Source organism: Sorangium sp. So ce375 (assembly GCF_051473855.1).
GTDB lineage: Bacteria > Myxococcota_A > Polyangia > Polyangiales > Polyangiaceae > Sorangium.
Genome location: NZ_CP150335.1, coordinates 1147033 through 1168482, shown reverse-complemented (window position 1 = coordinate 1168482; position 21450 = coordinate 1147033). Strand labels below are relative to the sequence as shown.

Genomic DNA, 21450 nt, shown 5'->3' with positions numbered 1-21450 from the left:
CATGGGCATCTCCATCGCGTACACGGGCAAGCTCCGCGACCCGACCGTCGTCCCCGAGCTCGTGGCGGATCTCGCGGCCAAGGCCGCGGCCGCCGGCTGGCCCAGCAAGACCATGAAGGAGCTCATCGAAGACCGGCGCGTCACCTGCTCGGGTCTCGAGGGCATCACCCTCTATCCTCATCGCGAGTGCGAGCCTCTGCACTTCCACTTCGATGGGGAAGGCACCTTCACCAACCACACGTACCACGCGCTCCTCAGCGACACGAAGATGGCGGACATGATGCGTCAGGCGCTGGCGGAGTCCGCGGCCATCACGCGCAACCTCACCCGCGCATCGCAGGAGAAGGCGGGGCGCGGCGGCGCAGACGCGCGCGGCGGCGGGCCGCGCGTCAGCGTCAGCGTCCCCAGCCTGCCGGAGGCGCCGGGGGTCGAGTTCTTCAAGGAGGGGAGCCGCTACAACTGGACGAAGACGCAGTTCGCCGGCCCCAAGGTTCACGTCGCCGTGTGCGCCATCTTGCGGTACGTGAAGCAGCGCTATGCGCCCGAGCTCCAGGTCAACGACGACAGCGGGTACTTCGTCGACGGGGATTACGAGAAGCTGGAGGGCCAGCTCGCCTACGTCGAGCGCCTCACCTCGCTCGCCTCGCAGGCCATCGAGGCCGCCGCGGCCGCGAGCAAGGGTCCGATGACGCTCGACGCGTTCGTGGCTCGGATCAACGAGGAGCTCGCCGAGGCCAAGGACAAGCTGCACTGACGAGCGCCGGCGCCGGCGGACGGAGGGCGCGCACCGCCTCGTGCGAAGCCGCGGCCTGATGGAGGAGCTCGCGGCCGGGCGGCGCCTCTACGGCTCGCCCCTGTCCTGGCCAAGGCGCGTGCTCCACGCGCTGCAGGGCAAGGGCAAGAATGTCCCGGTCGAGGGGGACCGGCACGGCGTCGTCTTCCTCGCCACGAAGGGGCGGGCCGACGACCCGCACGGAAACGGCATCGCCCGCGTCGACGTCGACACGGGCGCGATCACGGTGGCACATCGCGCATCACGAGCGCCCCTAGACGTTCCACGGGGCGTTCCTCCCCCGGACGCGCTGAGAGCCGCCGCGCTCCAGCGCGACCGCCCTGGTCGGTTCGGCGCCGTCTGGCCCTGACGACGCGGCGAACGCCGCTCTAGAAGATCGGGAGCCCGCTCATGGTCGAGTTGGGCACGGAGCGCCGCGAGTCCCAGTCCTTCCACGTCTTTTTCATGTCCTCTCCCAGCAGGCCAGGGAACACGACAACATCGCTCGTACCAAGCTCATGACAAGCACGCCGTTAGCCTTCTTCTGCATACCGGATAACCACGCTGCTAAAGCCGCCCTTGGGGTCGAAGCCAGACCACACGGAGCCCCAAGCGTATTTCTCTCCGGGCGTAAGGCCGTGAGCCAGCAACCACCGATCATTCGCCTCCTTCCGCTGCGTCTCTTTTTCCTCGCTCCAATCATCCCAGCCGGCGCCAAATCTTGGATCGATCACGGCGAGGTGGACTGACCCGAGCACCTCGGCCTTGAAGAACACAGCGAGCACGACGTTCTCCGCTGCCGCTTCGAAGCGAAACGAGCACCATGGCTCGTTTCTGACCGACACGGTGCTCGCCACGCCCGCAGGCGACGCAAGGAACTGGGAGCGGCTCAGCGCTGGCGACAATACCAAGCCGCTTTCCAGCTCAAGCCTACCTGTGGACGAGTCGATCTTCATTTCAATGACTCACGATTTACCGTTCAACGGCGAACACGCGACCGACCGAAGGGAGCGAGCCTGACCATCGGCCGCGATTGCAGGTTGCCCAGGTCACGATCCGTAAACTTTGCCTCCGCACACTGGGCAGACCATGTGCTTCGCCCAGCTCCGAACCTGCGAGGAGCAGCTCTCGCAGACCCCCCATTGGCAGACTGGAACCCCCGGAGCCCAGCCGGCCTGGTACACCCCCGGATCCTCTCGGGCGATGACGTCGAGAGACCACCTCCCATCTTCATAGCTCACGTCCGCCAGAACAAAATGGCGCTTCGCGGCTTCGACGTCCTCGGGCGGGCGATCACGGACCGCATCGTAAAAGATCTCAGCCAGCTCCTTGTCGGCCAGACTTCGGAGATAGCTCACGACCGCTTGACGAATTTCCATAAGCACCTCCGCCACCCTGGCCAACGATTTACCGATCTTCCGCGGCGCGAAGCTCCGCCGGCAGCAGCGGTTTGTTGGGCCGCATCGATGAGAAGAATGAGAAAACCGCAAGGGCGCAAGGGACGCAAGGGGAAGAGATGGAGATGGCCTTCATTTCTGGTCCCGAGAATCGGGCGCCATCGCGGCTCCATCTGCCTGGTTCGACGGGCGGTTCCGAACGATGCGCTTCACGCCGCGCAGGAGCACAGGCACGTTGAAGTTGATGAGCAGCGCAAGTGGATGCCCTGCGGCCTTCAGGTACGAAATGGCTTGTGCAACATGGACCTCGGTGAAGCGCTCGACCGCCTTGAGCTCCACTACCAAGCAACGCTCGACGAGCAGATCCATTCGGCCCTCGCCGACGTCGTGCCCCTTGTACTCGATGCGAAAAGCCACTTGACGCTCGAAGGGAATACCACGAAGACCGAGCTCGACGGCAAGCGCGTTCTCGTAGACAGACTCCACGTACCCAGGCCCAAGATCCCGATGCACTTCGACTGCAGCCTCGACGACGCGCCGCGCGGCATCGTTCACCTCCGGCGGCGTCTCGCAGAACCTCGGGTCGCGCTTAAGAAGAATCCCGACCTTCCCTTCTGGTCCTTGCGCCCCTTGCGTCCTTGCGGTTTTCCCTTGTTTTTCTGTCATTAAACGAAGCCTCGCTGTTGCGCCCAGCAGCCCCCGATGCGCTGCGGCCCAACGACGAGTCGACAGGTCAAACGAAGCCAGTAGACCAGGACTACCGATGCGGGCGCGTTTTGTGACCTCCCGCACAGAGAATCCCACGGATCGGCGCCGCGCCGCAACCACCGAGCGCTGCCCAGCGCCGCAGGGCGGATCCGTCCGACACCGGCTGCAGTCGCCGATTTCCGTGGTACCGGGGTGCGACGCCCCTCGGCCGGGCCGAGGTCGCAGGGATATGGCCGCGGCTCGCGCGGCCGGACGTTCAGGGCTCGCCGGCGAGCTTCTTCACCGCGGCGAGCAGCAGATCCGGCTTGAACGGCTTGATGATCCAGCCCTTCGCGCCGGCTTTTCGGGCCTTCTCGATGAGCTCCGGCTGCCCCTCGGTGGTGAGCATCAGGATCGGGACGCCGGACGCGAGGCCCTTCTCCCGCAGGCTCTGGATCATCTCGATGCCGTTCATCACGGGCATGTTCACGTCCGCGATGATCATGGACAGCTCGTCCTTGTGGGCGGCGACGGAGGCGACCGCGTCTCGGCCGTTGTCCGCTTCCAGCGTGCCATAACCCGCGCCCGACAGGAGGATGCCAACCTGCTGGCGGACCGTACTCGAATCCTCGACGAGAAGAATTTTCTTGGCCATGTGACGTGTCTCCTCTTGCGTGTACGGCCGACCGGCTCAGAACAACAGCACTTCGCCCTCGGGCTGCGGATCGGGCATGTTCACTTCCTCGAGCTCCAGCGCCGTATCGGGGGCGAGCGCGTCGAAGAGCACGACGAGCCGGTCGGGCCCCGCGGCGAACAGGAGCCGCCGGAAGCCCTCGCTCTGCTCCTCCCTGGCGCGCAGGTGCTCGCCGATCGCGGCGCTCGGCGTCGAGAGCACGATGACCAGCCCGAGGTGGCGCAGGCGGTTCTTCACCCGCCCGAGGAGCTGATTGGCGAGCTCGCTCGCCCAGTCGCACACCATATCTTCGTCGATCGCGCGCCGATCTCGCAGCGGGTGGCAGCGCGTGATGAGCGCCACGGGCGCGACGATCGTCAGGCTCCCGCGAAGGTGGTCGCCCGTGAAGCCGATGAAGGAGACCACCGCGTTGCCCGGCGTCGCCTCCGACGTCCCGTCGTCCAGCCGCCGGAGCTCGACGCCGTTGTCGCGAAACAGGTGGACGCACGACGTGGCGAGCTCCTCATGGATGCGGTCCCAGCTCTCCGAGTTCATTCCCCTCTCCTCGATATCTCGCTCTGCATTGTCGATGTGCTCACCGTGTCACGCGCTCCCCGACGCCATGCCCGGGCTCGATCCGCCCCGCGAAGGGGGGGGTACCAGCGAGCCTCGCCTGCTCGAAGGCGGCAGCGAGGCGGTCAACGGCACGCCCGCGGCGTCGCTCGGCTCTCGAGAGAACCGGAAGCGGAAGGTCGTCCCCTTGCCGCGGTCGGTGTCGAGCTCCACCCGGCCCGCGAGCCGCCGGCACTCGTGGAGCGCGACGCCGAGGCCGACGCCGCGGCCGGAGACGTCCGTGACCTGCTCGGCCGTGCTGAAGCCTGGAGCGAACAGCGCGGCCTCGAGATCTCGCCGCGTCGCGCTCGGCAACCCGACGGCCGCCGCCTTCTCGCGCACGCGCTCCCAGTCGATGCCCGCGCCGTCGTCGCCGATCTCGATGACGATCTCGTCCGCCGTCATCCGCGAGCGGAGCGTGAGCGTGCCTCTCGACGGCTTGCCAGCCGCCTCGCGCACCTCCGGCAGCTCGATCCCGTGGTCCATCACGTTGCGCACGACGTGGCCCAGCGCCTGCCACATCCCGGCGAACCGCGGCGCGGCGAGCCGGACGCCCCCGGCGTCGATACGCACGTCGGGCTTCGGCTTGCCGAGCTTCCGGGCCAGCGTCTCGGCCTGGTCCTTCATCCGGTTGAACCGCACCTCGGTCCGCTCGTCGCGGAGGGCCGCGATGGCCCGCTCGATCTCGGCGGGGTCGCGGCGCTGGCGCACCATGTCGAGCAAGGCGTCGATCTCCTCGTGGCCGACGTCGGCGCGCGAGGACTGCGCCGTCGACACGAGCAGGACGCTCACGCGCCCCACGAAGGCGAGCCACGCGTCCCTCAGCGTGTCGATCTGCTCGTCGGACGGCAGCGCGCGCTCCTCGACGACGAAGCTCTCGATCTCGTGCGCCACCCGCGCCACGCTCGTCACGTCCCAGAGCCCGGCGTTCCCCTTGATCGTGTGCACGAGGCGCATCACCTCGTCCACCTCGGCGGTGGACCGCGCGCTCACCGCGTCGACGAGCTTCGTCGTGTCGTTGACGAAGCCGATGAGGCCGAGCCGATCCTTCACGGCGCGCTCGAACACCTGGATATACTCGTGCTGCTGCTCGGACTCCCGCACGGAGGCGATCGTCGAGGTGACGTCCGTAATCACCATCAGCGCCCCGCTGAACTGGCCCTCTCCCGACAGGATCGGCTTGAAGCCGAGCGCGAGGTAGCGGCCCTCGCGGTGCAGGGTCTTCGGGAGCTGGTCCAGGACGACCTCGAGCGGCAGGAAGTCGTCGCACGCGGCCTCCCACCCCATCCTGAGGAACGCGCGGACCCGGAGATCGTGGCCGGCGATGCGATCGGCGAAGTGCTCGTCGGGCGCCGGAACGCCGAAGAGGCGCTCGAAGGCGGCGGAGTGCACGGGCTCCATCGTGCCGTCTCGATGGATGGTCACGAGGGCCTGATCGACGTTGTCGAGGACGAGGCGCATCTCCCGGTTGCGCTTCTCGAGCTCCGAGGTCCGCTCCGCGACCGTGGCCTCGAGGTTCTGCCGGTGGCTCTCGAGGACCTCGTCGCGCGCCTGGATGCCCGCCAGCATCTCGTTGAACGCGTCCGTGAGCGCCCCGAACTCGTCGTCGGCGGTCTTGCGGGCGCGCGTCGTGTAGTCGCGCGTCCGCCGGACGTGGGCCGCGGCCGCGCCGAGGACCTCGAGCGATCGCGATATCCCCCGCACGAGGACCAGCGCCAGCGCGACCGACACGAGGAGCACGAGCGCCGAGACCGCGACGCCGTCGCGCACCGTCCTCCGCGTGTCCGCGACCCTGACCGCCGCGGCGCGCCTCATGCCGGAGATCGCCTCGTGCTCGATCGCGGCGAGCCCGTCGACGCGCCCCTGCTGCGCCTCGAACCACGCGTCGTGGTTGATGGCCAGCGACTCGTCCGTCGACGCGATCGCCGCGGCGCGCAGCTCGTCGGCGCGCTGCACGCGCGGGTCGGCGCGGGCGGCGTCATAGAGGGCTCGCGCGGGCTCCGACGCGTTGGCGATGAACTCCTCGTGATAGAGCTGCTCCTCCGTCATCAGCGTCACGAGCGTCTTGAAGGCGCCCGGCTCGAACTGGGTGGACGCGAAGGCGTGCGCGAGCAGCGCGTGCTGGCGGCTGGCGCGCTCGGCAAACTCGTTCACGGCGACGATCGACTGGATCCTGCGCAGGAGCTCGCCTTCGTCGCTCAGCTCGGAGAGCCCGGCGTTGGCCCGGATGAGGCTTATGTTGATGCCGCCGAACAGCTTCAGCACGGCGTCGAGCGACACCGTCTTCGCGTCGGCCTGGCCCCGGAACGCGCCGAGCTCGCCGACCTTGGCGCGCGCCTCGGCGAGATCGCGGGCGAGCCGGGGCGGCAGCCCCGAGAGGTCGCGCTCGGCCAGGAACGCGTCGAGATGGCCGAGGCTCTCGTCGGTCGCCGCCCGCGCGTCGTGGAGCTGGCCCCTCGCGCTCAGGAGCGCCGCTGCGCGGTCGAACGGCGGCGCGACGCGCCGCTCGCCCTCGGAGTCGCCCGCCTCCGGAGGCCGGGCCTCCAGCCCCTCGACCAGCGCCGTCCACGCCCGCTCCTTCTGGAGAGCGTGCAGCGGCTTCGCCATGATCGACGAGAGCTGCGCGAGGTCCTCTATGGAGCCGATCCCCGCCGCCCTCGCCGCCTGCTGCCGCGCATCGCCGACGATCATCGCCGCCAGCAGCAGGGCCCCCGCGACGGGGACGCCGGCGAGCGACCACAGCTTCAGTCGAATCGAAGCGCTACGCAATGTCGGCATGCACCCGTCCCCCTGGCGTGGCCCGCGCGGCGCCGCGGCCGCGCGCATTTCGTGTGCTTCGCAACAAGGGGTCTTGCGCGAACGCCTGTCCCCCCGCGCGGAGCGCTCAGCACGAGCACCGGGCGAGCTGAACCCCGCGCGCGACGCTGAACATGCAAACGACTATCGACGCGTGCACACGTGGAGTCCTGATCGACGTTCGCCCGCACACCATGTGTGCTCTCCTGATTCACGTTCTTTCCTGTTGTGACGTCTCACCTACCGTGGCGCGTCGGAGCGCGGCGGAGCGCGGCGAGTTCCCCCCCGCTCTCGTTGCTGGGCATGCTACGCGTGAAGCTCGCGAGTCCGCAAGAGCGCGTGCGACGTCGGCTGGGGCCGCAACGAAGGCTCTGCTAACGGGGAGAAATCAATGATGGTGGGTCGGAGTTCACCGCGGCGAGCGCGGGAACGGCGCCTCGCGCGCGCGGCGACACCCGCCACCGCCGCTGCCGGCGGCGGCGCTGGCGGCGCCTAGAGAGCGCGGAGCAGGCGCCGCGCGAGAGCGCTCAGAACAGGATCACCTTTCCATCGAGCGGAAGCGGCGATGAGTTCGAGAACACCAGCGAGCTCTCGTCGAAGTCACCGCCCACCGAGACGACCACCTCGCCCTTCAATGTCCGGAAAGCATAGCGGAAGAGCTGCTTGCTCCCCCGGTACCGACGCTCCACGTCGCTCGCGCGGCGCAGCTGCGGCAGCTCGGTGTGAAGCGAGATCTGGAACCGCGCGAGGCGGCTCTTCACCTTTCCCATGAGCTGATTGGCGACCTCGCGCATCCAGTCGTCGACGCTATCGAGCGCGGGCGGCAGCCCCGTCATGGCGCGAAACACGTCAGCGCTGGCCGACAAGGCCAGGACGCCGGAGAAGCCGGGCGCGGCGAACTCGACCGTGCTCGCAGGGTCGCTGTGGACCCGCGCCTCGTCGCGGCCCTCTCCGCTGTCCGCGGGCGCGATGGCGACGCCGTAAAAGTGGAAGAGCTCCACTGTCGCCCCCTGAACGAGGACGTCGATGGTTCGCACCTTGCGGGACGAAGGAGACCGTGAAGCAGGCGACCTCTCGCTGGACGGGCCGGAACGCCCAGGCCCGGACGGCTGCCCGACTCGAGGCGGCAGGCTCGAGTCGCGCCCCTCGGCGCCCGGGCGGTCATGGGCGCCGTTCCCCGACCTGATGTCGGACTCGCCTTCCCGTGTCGTGCCCCACCGCCGCATGGCAAACGTTCAAATTAGCTCATCTGTCCCTTGAGGACCATTACAGTTCTCGGACAGGATTCACGAGCACGCGAGGGCTCATCGAACCACGTTTGACCACGCTCGTCAACGTTCGGCAACGATTGGCCACACTTGGCCGCACTTGGCCACCCGTAAGCGCCCTCACATACCCCGCTCACCGGACGCTGCTCTTTACAGGGGTGTTACAAGGGTAGCCGGCAGCGAGCGCAGCGCACGGGATCCGCGAGGAGATTGACTTCGGCGAAAGTTCCAGGATCCCTGTTCGCCCAATGATGAAGCGCAGAGATTTCCTTCGAGCCACGCTCGTCACCGCCGGGGCGCTGGTCGTCCCGGCCTGCGGCGACGGCACCGAGACGATCAACCCGGTCGATACCGAGCGCGAGCTCGCCGACGGCGCCGAGTTCTTCCCCCAGTCGGTCGCCTCCGGCGATCCGCGCCCTGGCAGCGTCGTCCTCTGGACCCGCGTGCAGGACGGCGCAGCGGACCTCGAGCTCGAGCTCGAGGTCGCGACCGACGCCGGGTTCGCGCAGCGGGTGGCGATCGAGGCCGGACAGGCGAAGGTGAAGGCGCTCGCGAAGCACGATCACTGCGTCAAGGTGAAGGTACGCGGCCTCTCCGCGGGCACGGTCTACTACTACCGCTTCATCTACGTGAAGGGCGACACGAGCTACGCGTCTCGCGTGGGGCGCACAAAGACCGCGCCGGCCGAGGACGCCGACGTCAAGGTCCGCTTCGCCTACGTGTCGTGCCAGGATTACGTGGGGCGGTACTACAACCCCTACCTGGCCCTCGCCCAGGAGGAGCTCGATTTCTTCGTCCACCTCGGCGATTACATCTACGAGACGGACGGCGATCCCAGCTTCCAGAGCACCACCGGGCGCCGCGTCGTCTTCACCGACTCGGCCGGCAGCATCGCCCTCGGCGACGGCGCCTACCACGCGGCGAAATCGCTCGACAACTACCGGGAGCTCTACAGGACATACCGCTCCGACGCGAACCTCCAGAAGGTCCACGAGAGCTTCGCGATGATCGCCACCTGGGACGACCACGAGTTCTCGAACGACTGCTTCGGCGCCACGGCCACCTATTTCGACGGCCGGCAGGACGAGACCGACGCGAACCGGCGCAAGGCCGCCAACCAGGCCTGGTTCGAGTACCAGCCCGTCGATTACGGCGACGACGTCGAGGTCGACCCGGAAGCCTCGCTCCCGGACCAATTCCGCATCTATCGCGACTTCGTGTTCGGCCGGCACGTTCACCTGGTGATGACCGATCTGCGCAGCTACCGGCCCGATCACCTCATCCCGGAGGACGCCTTCCCCGGCAGGGTCGTGCTCGATCAGGCGAAGCTCACCGCCGAGCTCGGGGAGGTCCCCGCGGTCGCCCTGCCCTACGTGGACGTGGAGACCTACGGCGACGGCATCTATGCGCCGGTCCTCACCGGGGCCGCGGAGACGCTCGGCTACGACCCTGCCGAGGTGACGGGGAAGATCAGCGTCGCCTTCATCAACGAGATCGTCGCCGCCGCGAACGAAGGTCTGCCGGCGGACGTGCAGATCCCGCTCATCGACCCGGCGGACGAGGGCCTGGAGCGGGGCATCGCCTACGTGGATTTCGGCAAGATCAGCGCGCACGGCATCATCGGCACCCGCTACTTCACGGCCAAGGACACCTTCGATATCTACGCTGCCGTCCGGTACAAGGAGACGGAGGGCGCGAGCGAGGACGTGATGGGCGCCAAGCAGGAGGCCTGGTTCCTCGACACCATGGAAGACTCGAAGGCGACCTGGAAGGTCTGGGGCAACGAGTTCTGCCTCGTCCAGCTCGCCGTCGATCTCAGCCCCTATTCCCTCCCCGCCCAGTTCAAGCGCAGCTTCTACATGAGCGCCGACGCCTGGGACGGCTTCCGCAACAAGCGGGACGAGCTGCTGGAGAGGCTTGCCGAGCTGGGGGGCGTCGTGGCGATCACCGGCGACGTCCACGCCTTCTACGCGGGGACGCCAGGGCTCAACGGAGATCCCACGAAAAAGATCGTCGAGCTCGTGGGCGGCGCCGTGTCCTCGGCGTCCTTCCGCGAGATCCTGACGAGCCAGGTGTCGGGCGATCCGACGCTGCGCGCGCTCCCCGGTGCCGCGGCGCTCGCCCTCAGCGTCGACTCGCTGCTCATGTCGAGCTCGACGAAGATCAACCCGCACCTCGCCCACGCCGACAGCCATGCCCACGGCTACGTGGTGGTCGAGGCGAGCGGGCAAGAGCTCCTGGCCGACATGCGGAGCATCGACGGCGCCGAGGCGCAGACCGACTACTCGGGGAGGAGCGGAGATCTGAAGATCCGCGGCAAGCGATTCCGCACCCTCCCCGGGGAGAGCGAGCTCTACCTGGACGACCACGGCGCCTGGAAGCGCTGGGATCAATCCACGCAGGCGTGGATCTGACGCTCGGCAGCCCTGGCGCCTCATCGCCCGAGGACGGGCGTGTTCACGGCATCAAGTGGAGCATCGCCATCATCCCCAGATCCGCGTGGTCGAGGATATGGCAGTGGAACATCCACATGCCGGCGCGATCGTCGAACGGGATGGCGATCCGCACCGTCTCCTCAGGCACGAGGTTGACGGTATCGCGCCATGCGCGCACGGGCGGCTCGGCGCCGTCGATGTCGAGCACTTGAAAGAAGAACCCGTGCAGGTGGAACGGGTGATCGTAGTTCGTGGTGTTCGTCAGCGTCCAGATCTCGACCGTGTTCGTCCTCGCAGACAGCATGAGACTGCCGTCCGTCTGGCCGTTGATCCCGAGCACCGCTCCTTCGGGGTCGCCCTGCTGCATGAACTCCACCGAACGTCCTTGCGCGCCCCTGGTGTCGATCGAGGCGATCTCGGCCAGACGCGCGGGGAGCGGCTGCGCGCCGCGCCCAGGAGGCTCGTCGACCAGATCGAGGCGCATGAGCTCCTTGGGCTTCTCCTCGGTCGGCAGGTGGAATCGATTCGCGTCGAGGAGCGGTATCACCACCGGCTCTCCCTCGACAGGCAGCATGTAGAGCTCGGCGCGCTCCCCCGGCGCGAGCTTCACCTCGTCCACCGGTAGCGGGCTCTCCGACAGGCCCCCGTCTCCGCCGATCAGCACGAGCGGCTGGCCGGGCACGGCGAAGCGGATGTAGCGGCTGCGCGCTGCGTTGAGCACCCGCCAGCGCTGCGGAACCCCCGCCCGCGCCGAGACCGTCGGCAGGATCTTCCCGTTGACAAGGACCTTCGAGCCCTCGCGACCGAAGTAATCGCCGAACCATCCGCTGGAGTCTGCAGGCGTGAGCGAGCCGTCTTCCTCGATGCCGATGTCGCTCATCACGAGCAGCAGCTCATCGCCGAGCGGCGCCTCCTCCACGGCGTCCTCGACCACGAACGCGCCGTAGAGGCCCGCGCCGACCTGGGCGCTCGAGCGAATGTGCGGGTGGTACCAGAACGTGCCCGCGTCGGGCACGGTGAACGAGTATTCGAAGCCCTCACCCGGCTCGATGGGCTTTTGCACGTGCTCCGTCCCATCCATGGCCGCCGGCACGCGCAGGCCGTGCCAGTGGATGGTCGTCGCCTCGGGCAGGTGATTCTCGAATTTCACAACCACGCGGTCGCCCTTCTTCGCGCGGAGGGTCGGACCGGGGAGCATCCCGTTATAGGTCCAGACCTCGGTCGTGAGCCCTGGAACCACCTCGACCTCGGCCACCCTGGCCTCGAGGTGCACCTCGACCACGCCGGGCGCGGGGTCGTGATCCTCGGCATCCGGAAGGCGCAGCGCGTCGTCCCAGCCCACCGGCTGCCGGAGGTCCGGCGGCGGCTCTTCCTCGCCGCACCCCCCGAGCTGGGCCACGAGCAGCACGAGCAGCACGAGAGCCGCGGACCTTGGCGCAAAGCGTGCCGAGGACACGCATCCTTTGCGCCCTGCGCAGGGCAAAGCACGTCCAATCCAACCCATGCGCCACGGCTCTGCAAGGCATGTGCAAAGCATGATCCGTCACGCAGCCTTGACATCTTCGGATTGTTTTGGTTTTGCTTTTCCCCCGTGCATCCGGCGCGGATTCTTGGAGGAATGCGATGGAATCTGGGTGGATGCAGATCTCACGGTGCAGGTCGCCTCGATCGCTTGATGCAGCGCAGCGGGGGGCGCTCCGATCTCGGCACGTCCCGCTCGCGTTTGCGGCCGCGCTGACAGCGCTGTTCGGCGGCTGTGCCGATGACACGGGAGGAGCGCCGCCGAGCGGCTCCGGGGAGGAAGCGGGCGCCACGTCGGGCACGGTGAGCGCGGGCGGAGGGCTCGCGTCAGGCAGCGGAGGCGGCGAAACCGGCGCAGGCGGCGGCGCGGGCGGCGACCCCGGCCCCGCCAGCACGGGCAGCGGCGCGGGCGGCGACCCCAGCCCCGCGGGCGCGGGCGCAGGCGCGGGCGCGGGCGCGGGCGCGGGCGCGGGCGGCGGCGGCGGGGGCGCCGGTCCTGCGTCCATCTGCCCGGGCGGGCCCTACGCGGCCGATCCGATGCCGGTGGGCGGCGGGCCGAAGCTGGTGCGAGGCGGGTTCGACTACGTCGAGGGGCCGGTCTGGGTCGACTCGCTCGGGGCGCTGTTCTTCTCGGAGATCCATCCCGAGGCGGCGAACCCGCCGCCCCTCAACGGCCCGCGGGCGACGATCCAAAAGCTCACACCGCCGGACGCCATCGAGGTGTTCATCGAGAACAGCGCGACGAACGGGCTGGGCATCCACAGCGATGGGAACCTCATCGCCTGCACCCACGACACGCGGAGCATCTCGGTGTTCGACCTCGGCTCGAAGCAGCGGCGATCGGTCGCCGAGCGCTACATGGGAAAGCGCTTCAACTCGCCGAACGACGTCGTCGTCCGGAGCGACGGCAACGTCTACTTCACCGATCCCACGTTCCAGCTCAGCGGCCAGTCGGAGCTGCCGACCTCCCTCTACCGAGTGTCCCCGTCCGGCGAGGTGAGCGTCGTCGACACGCTCGTCACCCCGAACGGGGTCGCGCTCTCGCCGGACGAGGGCGTGCTCTACGCCGACGAGTTCGACCGCGGCCGGGTCAGAAAGTACACGCTGCAGCCTGATGGATCGGCCGGCCCGTCGTCCGAGCTCGCAGGGAACCTGCCGAAAGCCGACGGTATGGGCGTCGACTGCGCGGGCAACCTCTACGTCGGCTGGCGCGACGGCGTCGAGATCATCGCGCCGAGCGGCGCGAGGCTCCGCACGATCCAGGGCGTGGGCGAGGCGTCGAACATCGCGTTCGGCGGGGCCGATCGGAAGACGCTCTACATCACCGGCGGCAGCTCGCTCTACGCGATCGAGATGAACATCCCCGGCTACCCGTACTGAACGCAGCGCGCCTGCCAGGCGAGGCGAGCTCTGCCCATCACCGCCCCGCGCGACGGGCCCCCTCCCGGGGGGCCCGCGGCGGCACGGCGCGCGCTACAGCCCGAACGCGCCGATCGTGAGCGCCTGGCCGTCGTTGCGCGCCCTGGCCTGCTGGTGGGGCGTGTACTGGTGCTCGACCGCCGGGAGGCCGTCGAGGGAGGCGCCACCGCCGATGAGCGGCGCGCTCGTGGCCGGGATGAAATCCTGGTCCGCCGCCGACGCGAACGGCGGATCGACGCCGAAGAGCGAGCCGTCCAGGCCGTCCACCCGCCCGACGACCTTCACCACCTCCCTGACGGGATCGAACGGCAGCCACCCGTTCGTCACCCAGTTCCCGGCCAGGGTGAGCTCGCCCGCGGCCAGACCGTCGCGATCGCCGAGGAAGGTGACCGCGCGGATCTCGGTCGGCACCAGGCTGCTGGCGAACACGTTGTTGCGGGCGTCGATCCGCTCTTCGTTGGTCGAGGCCTCGAACACCGCAGAGCGATTGTAATCCTCGTACGTGTCGTTCTCGACGAAGACCGTGTTGGCGAAGAAGTGGAGCGTGCCCTTCCTGTAGTACTCGGTCTCCCCGCTGTCCCCGCCATAGTGGATCATGGACGCGCCATAGCCGGTGCGCAGGAGCACGTTGCCATAGATGAAGGTCTCGTGGAACGACGGCAGCGCGATCGTGTCAGTCGCCTCCTGCGCGTCCACGAGGTCGATCAGGTGGGCGCCGTCCTCGATCCAGTTGTACCGGATCACGACGCCGGCCGAGCGCTCCTTGATGTTGTTGCCGTTGCCGCCGCGCGTGGGGCCGAAGCGGTTGAACTGGTAGACGACGTTCGAGGCCTCGTTGTAGACGTTGTGCTCGTTGTAATTATCGAGGCTGCCGTTGTCGTGGATGTAGTTCGACTCGATGAGCACGTTCGTGGTAAGGATGTCCCCGCCGGACGTGCCGATGAAGAGGCCATTGGCATTCTCGTGCACCTCGCAGGCGCGAACGGTCACGTGATCGCCGCGCTCCACGAAGATGCCGGCCGCGTTGCCCGAATAGGCCGTGTTCGATCCTGCCTTGTCGGTGAAGCTGTAGGGGGGTGAAGCGTTCTTGATCTCGAGCCCTTCGATCGTGATGTGGGTGGGCTCGAGCTCCTCCGGATCGTCGTGCTTGTGCCCGACGATGATGAGCCCCCGCACCTGGTGGCCAGTGAAGGGGAACTGGAGCTCGGGCCGGGTGGTGGCGTCCTCGCCGTCGATCACCGGCAGCTCGCCGTTCGGCCCCGGGACGCCGCAGACCCGGATCGGCTGCTCCGCGGTCCCCTGGCCGCCGACCATGATCTTCTCGTGGTACCCCTCGGCACGCCAGAAGATGCGCACGGTGTCGCCGGCGACGAGCGATTCGAGCGGCACGTCGCCGATCGCCTCGAATTCCTTGCCAGGACCGACCTGGTAGTCCGTACCGCTTCCGACGTGAGTGCAATCGATGTGCACCGGCGGAATGTTCACCACGGGCGGGGGGAGCGGCGCCGGACCGCTGCGGCCGGCCGTCGTTCCGCCAATTTCGCCGGTGCAGCCGGCGGCGAGGAGCAGTCCCGTCATGCAGGCTCGAACTCTCACAGAGGCCTCCTCAAATCTGCTATTGCTAGCGATGTTGTATTTTTACACAGAGCGCGCACGCTCCGCGGTGGACCAAGATGACACGTCGGCGCTCGTTGTCATTGGCCCGGAAGGCGTTTCTTATCGCGGATTCCGTGCGTCGGTGGGAGGATGTGTCCCCGCGCTCCCGGACGGCCCGGTGAAGAGGGGGTTGTCGCGCCTCGGGGGTAGCTTGCTCATCGCCCGCTCCGCCATGGCGGTAATGGTGAGCGACGGATTTACGCCCAGGTTCGAGGGCACCATCGAGCCGTCGACAACATAGAGCCCCTCGTGGCCGAACACCTTGTTGTGCTGGTCGATCACCCCGCGCTCGGGGCTCTCGGCGATGGCGCAGCCGCCGAGGATGTGCGCCGTGGTCGGCACGTTGAGCACGGCTTCATTGAGGGCGTTGCGCGGGGTGCCGTCCATCAACACGGCGAGCCGCTTGCCGACCTCGTTGGCGACGGGGATGTACGCCGGCGGCTTCGGCTGGTCGGGCGGCCTGCGGGTCGTCATGCCGCCGCGCTTCCAGACGAGCTGCATGTAATTGTCCAGCGTTTGCATCACGAGGAGGATCGTGGAGCGCCTGGCGAACTTGAACGGCAGGAGCCCGGAGATCAGGTCGATGGGATGGATCAGCCGCCGCCCAAGCCAGCGCAGCCAGCGCGGCAGGCCCGGCGCGTCGTCGGTGAGCACCGTGCCCAACGCACCCATCACGTCGGAGCCGGCCGGGTAACGCACCGGCTCGATATGCGTGCGTGCGTCCGGGTAGATGCCGCTCGTGATCGCGATGCCACGGGAGTAGTCGACCCGATCGTCCCTGGCCGTCACCCCGAGGATGACTTCGCTGTTGGTGCGCACGTAATGGCCGAGCTGCGGGGAGAGATGGGGCAATCGGCCCTCCGCCTTCGCCTTCAGCAGGAGCTTCACCGTGCCGAGCACACCGGCGCTGAGCACCACCGCGCGCGCCCGGAGCGTGCGGCGACGCTTCCTGAGCAGCGCGGTCGAACGCTCCAGGGTGAGCTCGTAACCGCCGCCCGGGAGGGCGTCGAGGGCGGTGACCAACGTCTCGGGCTGGATGGTGCAGCCCTTCTTCTCGGCCAGATACAGGTAGTTGAGATCGAGCGTGTTCTTGGCGCCGAAGCGGCAGCCCACCATGCAGCCGCCGCAGTGGACGCACGTGGAGCGCTCGGGCCCTTCGCCGCCGAAGAACGGATCCGGCACGCGCTGCCCCTCCTGCTCGCCCTCCTTCGCGAAGAGCACGCCCACGCTGGCGACGTGGAATGTGTCCCCACGGCCCATCTCGTCGGCGATCTGCCGGAGCTGCCGATCCGCCGGCCAGAGCTTCGGGTTCGGGGTCACGCCGAGCATGCGCTTCGCGGTCTCGTAGAAGGGCATCAGCTCGTCGCGCCAGCTCGTGCCGGCGGGCCAGCCCGGGCTTGTGAACGCCTCGGGCGGGGGCACCAGCAAGGTGTTGGCGTAGACGAGCGAACCGCCGCCCACCCCAGCGCCCGAGAGGATGAGCGTGTCCCTGAGCAGCGTCAGCCGCTGGATTCCGTGACAGAGCAGCCTGGGCGCCCAGAGGAACTTCCGTACATTCCAGTTGGTCTTCGGGAAATCCTCCTTTTGCCAGCGCTTGCCGCACTCGAGCACGGTGACGCGATAGCCCTTTTCGGCGAGGCGCAGCGCGGAGACGCTGCCGCCGAAGCCCGAGCCCACGATGGCGAAGTCGACGTCGAAATCCATGCCTCCCGCTTCTCGCGGCGAAGTATGGCCCAGCTGGTCTCCGGAGCCCACACCGTCGGAGGCGGCTCGGCCTCGCGGATGCGGCGCCGGCCATCCCGCGTCACCGCGAGCGGCGCGCGCCGCCGCAGGGAGGCGCGCGCCTCCGCAGGGACCTCGGACGCCGGAGGACGGTCTCGTCGCCTCTCGACGTCTGCGTGCGCCCAGGCCAGCCACGGTGCTGGTCGGCTGCTCCCTGCGCAGCAGCGTCGCGCGGCCGCGCGCGGCGAAACGCCTCCGCCCGCGGCTCCCACCGCTGGTACGCCCCGTGCGTGACGCCGCAGCGGACGAGGAGACGCGACGCATGGGCCATCCGACCATCTACCCCACCGGGGTCACCCTCTATGATCCGGACCGCAGCTGGAACGGCTATACGATCTTCCAGGCCGCGGGGCTCGGCGCGCTGCTCATCGACATGAACGGCCGCGAGGTGCAGCTCTGGAGAGGGCTGCACGGGTTCCCCAACAAGCTCCTTCCCGGCGGACAGGTGTTCGGCAGCACCGGGGAGCGCAACCCGCAGCACGGGGCGCAGGACCAGATCGACCTCGTCCAGGTCGACTGGGAAGGCAACGTGGTGTGGCGCTTCGATCGCCTCGAGCACATCCACGATCCCGGCGAGGCGCCGCGCTGGCTCTCGCGCCAGCACCACGACTTCCAGCGGCAGGGCAATCCGGTCGGCTACCACGCGCCCGGCCAGGATCCGCTTGTCGACCGGGGGAGCACCTTCCTGCTCGTGCACGAGAACGTGCGGAACATCGCCATCTCCGAGCACCCGCTGCTCGACGACAAGATCGTCGAGGTGGACTGGAAGGGGAACGTCGTCTGGCAGTGGCGCGCCCATGAGCACGTCGAGGAGCTGGGCTTCGACGAGGCCGCGCGCGCCGCCCTGCGCCGCGACCCCAACCTGCGGGCGCCGGGCGGGAGCGCCCTCGGCGCGAGCCCGGCCCCCGGGGGGATCGGCGACTGGCTGCACATCAACTCGCTGTCCCTGCTCGGGCCGAACCGCTGGTACGACGCCGGGGACCAGCGCTTTCACCCGGACAACCTGATCTGGGACGCGCGCGAGGCGAACATCATCGCGATCGTCGACAAGAAGACGGGGCGCATCGTGTGGAAGCTCGGCCCGCGGTACGACGGCAGCGAGGCGGAGCGCCGGCTCGGCTGGATCATCGGCCAGCACCACGCGCACCTCATCCCGCGCGGGCTGCCGGGCGAGGGCAACCTCCTCGTCTTCGACAACGGGGGCTGGGCCGGCTACGGCGCCCCCAACCCAGGCGCGCCGAGGGGCCTCAAGACGGCCTTGCGCGACCACTCGCGGGTGCTGGAGATCGACCCCACGACGCTGGAGATCCGCTGGCAGTACACGCCCAAAGAGGCGGGCTTCGTGATGCCGCTCGACGCGGCGCGCTTCTACAGCCCCTTCATCAGCAGCGCCCAGCGGCTGCCCAACGGCAACACGTTGATCACCGAGGGCTCCGACGGCCGCATCTTCGAGGTCACCGCGGGGCACGAGATCGTCTGGGAGTACATCAGCCCTTACTGGCGCAAACCGCCGCTCAGCCTCAACCTGGTATACCGGGCCTACCGGGCGCCGTACGCCTGGGTGCCCCAGCTCCCGGCGCCCCGGCAGGCGCCGGTGCCGCGGATCGATGTCACAACCTTCCGCGTCCCGGGCGCGGCGCCCCTCGGCCGGGACCGGGTGGTGGAGCTCCGCGGCGCCCAGGGCTACGCCGCCGAAGCGGATTTCTGCGTCACGCCCGCGGAGGGGAGCGAGGCGGGGAGATGAGTGGCATCAAACGGACCTGCGCGCGTGCGCGCACGAGCTCGGCGTGCTCCCGTGCGCCTCGCGGCGCAGCGAGCTCGGCCTGTCGATCGCCGCGCGGGACGAGGAGCCCGCGCCGGTGATCGGCGCGGGGCCCGTGGGGGCGCCCCGGGAGGCGCTGAGCGTGGTGGCCGAGCCTGGAGGCGAGGAGGCGTCGACGGCCCTGCTCTGGCGTGCGTAGCGGCCTGCTCCCCTGTCAGGATCTCCTCCTTCGACCGAGAAAGGAATCGCCATGACGCCAAGGACGCTGAGATGCTCCTCTCTTCTTGGCGTTCTTGGCGTTCTTGGCGCCTCCGCGGTTCGAAATTCCGCTCTCTTCTGGCGGGTTCAACCCGTTTGTCGCGCTAGCGGCAGATACCTGTGATGCAGTTCTGTCCGTCGGCGCAGGCGGTGCCGCACGCTCCGCAGTTGCTCTCATCGTTGCTGAGGTTCACGCATCGCGTTCCGCAGTACGCCAGCCCCGCATTGCACGTGCACTCGCCAGCGGTGCAGAAGGAGCCGCCGCCGCACGTGTTGCCGCACGCCCCGCAGTTGAACTGGTCGAGGTTCGTGTTGACGCAGAGCGGGTCGCAGTAGGTCTGCCCCGCCAGCGGGCACGTGCAGGTGCCGGCCTGGCAGGTCGAGCCCGCTCCGCACCTGGTGCCGCAAGCCCCACAGTTCATGTTGTCCGTCTGCGTATCGACGCACAAGGGATCGCAGAACGTCTGGGCCGGGGGACACAGAGGTTCGCTCGACCCACCCTGTCCCCCCGAGCCGTCAAGGCCACCTTGCCCCCCCGCACCGCCGGTACCAGTGGCGCCGCCCGCGCCGCCATCACCGCTCCCGCCTTGCCCTCCGGCGCCGCCGGTGCCACCCGCGCCGCCTTGTCCTCCAGCGCCGCCGAGTCCGCCCGCGCCGCCAGCGCCGCCCTCGCCCTGCCCTCCGGCGCCGCCGAGCCCGCCCGTGCCCCCCTGCATGTCTCCACCGCTCCCCGCGTCCCCCCCAGCAGCGCTACTCGCGCTCGTGGTGGCCGAGGCTGAGGTGGCGCTCGTCTCCTGGGTGCTCTCGCTGCTGCTGCATCCGAGCATCGGTACCGAACAGACGCCCACGCCCGCCAGCCAACCCAGGATCCACATGTTCACGCGTGCACGATGCATCTCGTCCTCCAGATGTAAGAGGTAAGTGGAGCCGTGCCGACACCATGGCTTGCTCTAGGCAGCTTCGACGACTCCCATGGACCGCTGTCGCTGCGGGCGGCGCGGGCGGCTCAGCTTTTTCTGATCACGGGTCCGAAAAACGACAGCCTCTGTTCGGGGAACCACGGAGAGCCCAGGACGGGACCTTTGCCCGACGCCTCGCGTCCCCTACATGGCGGATGCACCCGCATTCAGCAGGGCACGCCTGAGCACGATAGCGGCCGACCGGCCCCGTCCTTCACAAAGCGAGGAGGCGCGCAACTCGCACTGTTGCGACCCCACGGCGGTGTCGACCCACGGCCACGGTCAACGGCGCACATGCAACGATGGGCTCCGCTCCTAGCGCAGGGTTGGCCTCCTCTCCCGATTCGGCAGCACCATGGCGGCCGCCGTACACGCCAGGGCGAAGATCCCCAGAGCTCGAGCGCCGCCTGCTGAGCAGCGGGCGGCGCTACTCCTCAGCCATTCTCCATCTCAGACTCGTCATCACTACTCTTCATCTCGGTGTTCGGCGTGGGCCGGGATACATCGTCTTCCTGCCGCAACCCCGAATACACAACGAAGGATCCCGCGACCGGCAATAGCCATATCAGCGCGCTTTGCAGGAGCTTCTGATCGCGCGAGTACAGCTCGCTCCGCCACAGGCGCACTGTGATGAACACCTGAGCGAGCATCGCCGCGGCGACTGCTGTCCAACCGAGGATCGAACGCATGACGTGCAGCGTAGCCGCCATCCGCCTGACGCGCCCCGGCCAGCGCGTCGAGCGGGCTCAGCCGGCGCCTTGGCCGGGATCCAGCGGCGCGCCGCCGGCCGAGCGCGGCCGCCTCCGGTAGCGCAGCCGGCTCACCGGCAGCCCGTCGGCTATCGCGTGGTGCTCGCGGGGGCTCCGCGCGCCGTACGGGTTCTCGGCGAGGTGCGGCGAGCCGGGCGCGTCGCCCGCCGGCTCGAACGCGGGGTGCGCGCCGATCTGCTCGGCGTAGAGCGCGCCGCGCTCCTCGACGTCGGTCTGCACGAAGAGCTCGCCGCCGTCGACGAGCAGGCGCGCCAGGCTGTCGAGCAGCCCCGGGCCCATCACGAGGCGCTTCGCGTGGCGCTTCTTCCACCACGGATCCGGGAAGTGCAGGAAGAACCGCGCGATCGACGCGTCGGGCCGGAGCCGCGCGAGCGCCTCGCGCGCGTCGGCGTTGAGCGCCCGCACGCGGCCCCCGAGGCCGCCCTTCCTCAGGCGCCCGTCGACGATGGCCGCCCACTTCAGGCGGATCTCCAGCCCCAGCAGGCGCGCCTCGGGGCTCGCCGCCGCGCGCTCGAACAGGAAGCCGCCGCGGCCGGGGCCGATCTCGATCTCGACGGGGCCGGCGCCCGGGAGCAAGGCGTCGATGGAGACGTCGTCGCCGTCGGGGAAGCGAGGCGCGTCGGCGTAGGGGTGGTTCGGGCGCGGCTGGAAGACCATGGAGCCCCGGCGCTCTACCAAATGCG

The 21450-nt window shown here is 68.9% G+C and carries 18 protein-coding genes; 6 read left to right on the top strand and 12 right to left on the bottom strand.

What is annotated here, in order from left to right:
- Window position 1: 1 nt before the first annotated feature.
- Window positions 2–754, top strand: a complete 753-nt coding sequence (locus tag WME90_RS04555; protein ID WP_437279833.1) for a hypothetical protein — start codon at window positions 2–4, stop codon at window positions 752–754.
- A gap of 58 nt (window positions 755–812) precedes the next feature.
- Entirely contained in the window at window positions 813–1142 is a 330-nt protein-coding gene (locus WME90_RS04550; protein ID WP_437279832.1) for a hypothetical protein, read from the top strand.
- A 163-nt stretch (window positions 1143–1305) separates the two neighbouring features.
- Here the strand turns inward: WME90_RS04550 and WME90_RS04545 are convergent, their stop codons facing one another.
- The 6 genes from WME90_RS04545 to WME90_RS04520 form a co-directional block, all read right to left on the bottom strand.
- Window positions 1306–1728, bottom strand: coding sequence for a hypothetical protein (locus WME90_RS04545; RefSeq protein WP_437279831.1), 423 nt, complete (start codon window positions 1726–1728; stop codon window positions 1306–1308).
- A gap of 573 nt (window positions 1729–2301) precedes the next feature.
- Entirely contained in the window at window positions 2302–2835 is a 534-nt protein-coding gene (locus tag WME90_RS04540; protein WP_437279830.1) for a GxxExxY protein, read from the bottom strand.
- A 298-nt stretch (window positions 2836–3133) separates the two neighbouring features.
- The gene (locus WME90_RS04535; RefSeq protein WP_437279829.1) at window positions 3134–3511 is read right to left on the bottom strand and encodes a response regulator; all 378 of its coding nucleotides are present in this window, start codon (window positions 3509–3511) and stop codon (window positions 3134–3136) included.
- A 36-nt stretch (window positions 3512–3547) separates the two neighbouring features.
- On the bottom strand, window positions 3548–4084 hold the full coding sequence (locus WME90_RS04530; protein ID WP_437279828.1) for a chemotaxis protein CheX: 537 nt from the start codon (window positions 4082–4084) through the stop codon (window positions 3548–3550).
- 48 nt (window positions 4085–4132) lie between these two features.
- Window positions 4133–6919: a nitrate- and nitrite sensing domain-containing protein gene (locus WME90_RS04525; protein ID WP_437279827.1), complete on the bottom strand. Its 2787-nt coding sequence runs from the start codon at window positions 6917–6919 to the stop codon at window positions 4133–4135.
- A 545-nt stretch (window positions 6920–7464) separates the two neighbouring features.
- Window positions 7465–7974, bottom strand: a complete 510-nt coding sequence (locus WME90_RS04520; protein WP_437279826.1) for a chemotaxis protein CheX — start codon at window positions 7972–7974, stop codon at window positions 7465–7467.
- A 479-nt stretch (window positions 7975–8453) separates the two neighbouring features.
- On the opposite strand from WME90_RS04520, the gene WME90_RS04515 reads away from it, so the two are divergent.
- Window positions 8454–10619, top strand: coding sequence for an alkaline phosphatase D family protein (locus WME90_RS04515; protein WP_437279825.1), 2166 nt, complete (start codon window positions 8454–8456; stop codon window positions 10617–10619).
- 43 nt (window positions 10620–10662) lie between these two features.
- Here WME90_RS04515 and WME90_RS04510 read toward each other — a convergent pair whose 3' ends face one another.
- On the bottom strand, window positions 10663–12096 hold the full coding sequence (locus WME90_RS04510; protein WP_437279824.1) for a multicopper oxidase family protein: 1434 nt from the start codon (window positions 12094–12096) through the stop codon (window positions 10663–10665).
- Window positions 12097–12263: 167 nt separating this feature from the next.
- Between WME90_RS04510 and WME90_RS04505 the strand changes: the two genes are divergently transcribed.
- Window positions 12264–13541, top strand: coding sequence for an SMP-30/gluconolactonase/LRE family protein (locus tag WME90_RS04505; RefSeq protein ID WP_437279823.1), 1278 nt, complete (start codon window positions 12264–12266; stop codon window positions 13539–13541).
- A gap of 93 nt (window positions 13542–13634) precedes the next feature.
- Here WME90_RS04505 and WME90_RS04500 read toward each other — a convergent pair whose 3' ends face one another.
- Together WME90_RS04500 and WME90_RS04495 are read right to left on the bottom strand one after the other, a co-directional pair.
- Window positions 13635–15158, bottom strand: coding sequence for a right-handed parallel beta-helix repeat-containing protein (locus WME90_RS04500; protein WP_437279822.1), 1524 nt, complete (start codon window positions 15156–15158; stop codon window positions 13635–13637).
- A 138-nt stretch (window positions 15159–15296) separates the two neighbouring features.
- Window positions 15297–16940 carry a GMC oxidoreductase gene (locus tag WME90_RS04495; protein ID WP_437279821.1) on the bottom strand — a complete coding sequence of 548 codons (1644 nt, stop codon included), beginning with the start codon at window positions 16938–16940 and terminating at the stop codon, window positions 15297–15299.
- Between the two features lie 340 nt (window positions 16941–17280).
- Between WME90_RS04495 and WME90_RS04490 the strand changes: the two genes are divergently transcribed.
- Window positions 17281–18762 carry an aryl-sulfate sulfotransferase gene (locus WME90_RS04490; RefSeq protein ID WP_437279820.1) on the top strand — a complete coding sequence of 494 codons (1482 nt, stop codon included), beginning with the start codon at window positions 17281–17283 and terminating at the stop codon, window positions 18760–18762.
- 43 nt (window positions 18763–18805) lie between these two features.
- Window positions 18806–18979: a hypothetical protein gene (locus tag WME90_RS04485; RefSeq protein WP_437279819.1), complete on the top strand. Its 174-nt coding sequence runs from the start codon at window positions 18806–18808 to the stop codon at window positions 18977–18979.
- A gap of 163 nt (window positions 18980–19142) precedes the next feature.
- On the opposite strand, the gene WME90_RS04480 is transcribed toward WME90_RS04485, so the two are convergent.
- The 3 genes from WME90_RS04480 to trmB all read right to left on the bottom strand — a co-directional run bounded on the left by WME90_RS04480 (window position 19143) and on the right by trmB (window position 21424).
- Entirely contained in the window at window positions 19143–19754 is a 612-nt protein-coding gene (locus WME90_RS04480; RefSeq protein WP_437279818.1) for an MXAN_6577-like cysteine-rich protein, read from the bottom strand.
- Window positions 19755–20431: 677 nt separating this feature from the next.
- On the bottom strand, window positions 20432–20686 hold the full coding sequence (locus WME90_RS04475; protein WP_437279817.1) for a hypothetical protein: 255 nt from the start codon (window positions 20684–20686) through the stop codon (window positions 20432–20434).
- 57 nt (window positions 20687–20743) lie between these two features.
- Window positions 20744–21424, bottom strand: coding sequence for a tRNA (guanine(46)-N(7))-methyltransferase TrmB (trmB, locus tag WME90_RS04470; RefSeq protein WP_437279816.1), 681 nt, complete (start codon window positions 21422–21424; stop codon window positions 20744–20746).
- Between the last annotated feature and the right edge of the window lie 26 nt (window positions 21425–21450).

What these genes read in the sequence shown, in the direction of transcription:
- WME90_RS04500 (WP_437279822.1), bottom strand. Translation starts at nt 15,158, where the DNA reads ATGACGGGACTGCTCCTCGCCGCCGGCTGCACCGGCGAAATTGGCGGA.
- WME90_RS04530 (WP_437279828.1), bottom strand. Translation starts at nt 4,084, where the DNA reads ATGAACTCGGAGAGCTGGGACCGCATCCATGAGGAGCTCGCCACGTCG.
- WME90_RS04535 (WP_437279829.1), bottom strand. Translation starts at nt 3,511, where the DNA reads ATGGCCAAGAAAATTCTTCTCGTCGAGGATTCGAGTACGGTCCGCCAG.
- WME90_RS04525 (WP_437279827.1), bottom strand. Translation starts at nt 6,919, where the DNA reads ATGCCGACATTGCGTAGCGCTTCGATTCGACTGAAGCTGTGGTCGCTC.
- WME90_RS04495 (WP_437279821.1), bottom strand. Translation starts at nt 16,940, where the DNA reads ATGGATTTCGACGTCGACTTCGCCATCGTGGGCTCGGGCTTCGGCGGC.
- WME90_RS04540 (WP_437279830.1), bottom strand. Translation starts at nt 2,835, where the DNA reads ATGACAGAAAAACAAGGGAAAACCGCAAGGACGCAAGGGGCGCAAGGA.
- trmB (WP_437279816.1), bottom strand. Translation starts at nt 21,424, where the DNA reads ATGGTCTTCCAGCCGCGCCCGAACCACCCCTACGCCGACGCGCCTCGC.
- WME90_RS04545 (WP_437279831.1), bottom strand. Translation starts at nt 1,728, where the DNA reads ATGAAGATCGACTCGTCCACAGGTAGGCTTGAGCTGGAAAGCGGCTTG.
- WME90_RS04515 (WP_437279825.1), top strand. Translation starts at nt 8,454, where the DNA reads ATGATGAAGCGCAGAGATTTCCTTCGAGCCACGCTCGTCACCGCCGGG.
- WME90_RS04555 (WP_437279833.1), top strand. Translation starts at nt 2, where the DNA reads ATGGGCATCTCCATCGCGTACACGGGCAAGCTCCGCGACCCGACCGTC.
- WME90_RS04475 (WP_437279817.1), bottom strand. Translation starts at nt 20,686, where the DNA reads ATGCGTTCGATCCTCGGTTGGACAGCAGTCGCCGCGGCGATGCTCGCT.
- WME90_RS04490 (WP_437279820.1), top strand. Translation starts at nt 17,281, where the DNA reads ATGGGCCATCCGACCATCTACCCCACCGGGGTCACCCTCTATGATCCG.
- WME90_RS04480 (WP_437279818.1), bottom strand. Translation starts at nt 19,754, where the DNA reads ATGCAGGGGGGCACGGGCGGGCTCGGCGGCGCCGGAGGGCAGGGCGAG.
- WME90_RS04550 (WP_437279832.1), top strand. Translation starts at nt 813, where the DNA reads ATGGAGGAGCTCGCGGCCGGGCGGCGCCTCTACGGCTCGCCCCTGTCC.
- WME90_RS04505 (WP_437279823.1), top strand. Translation starts at nt 12,264, where the DNA reads ATGGAATCTGGGTGGATGCAGATCTCACGGTGCAGGTCGCCTCGATCG.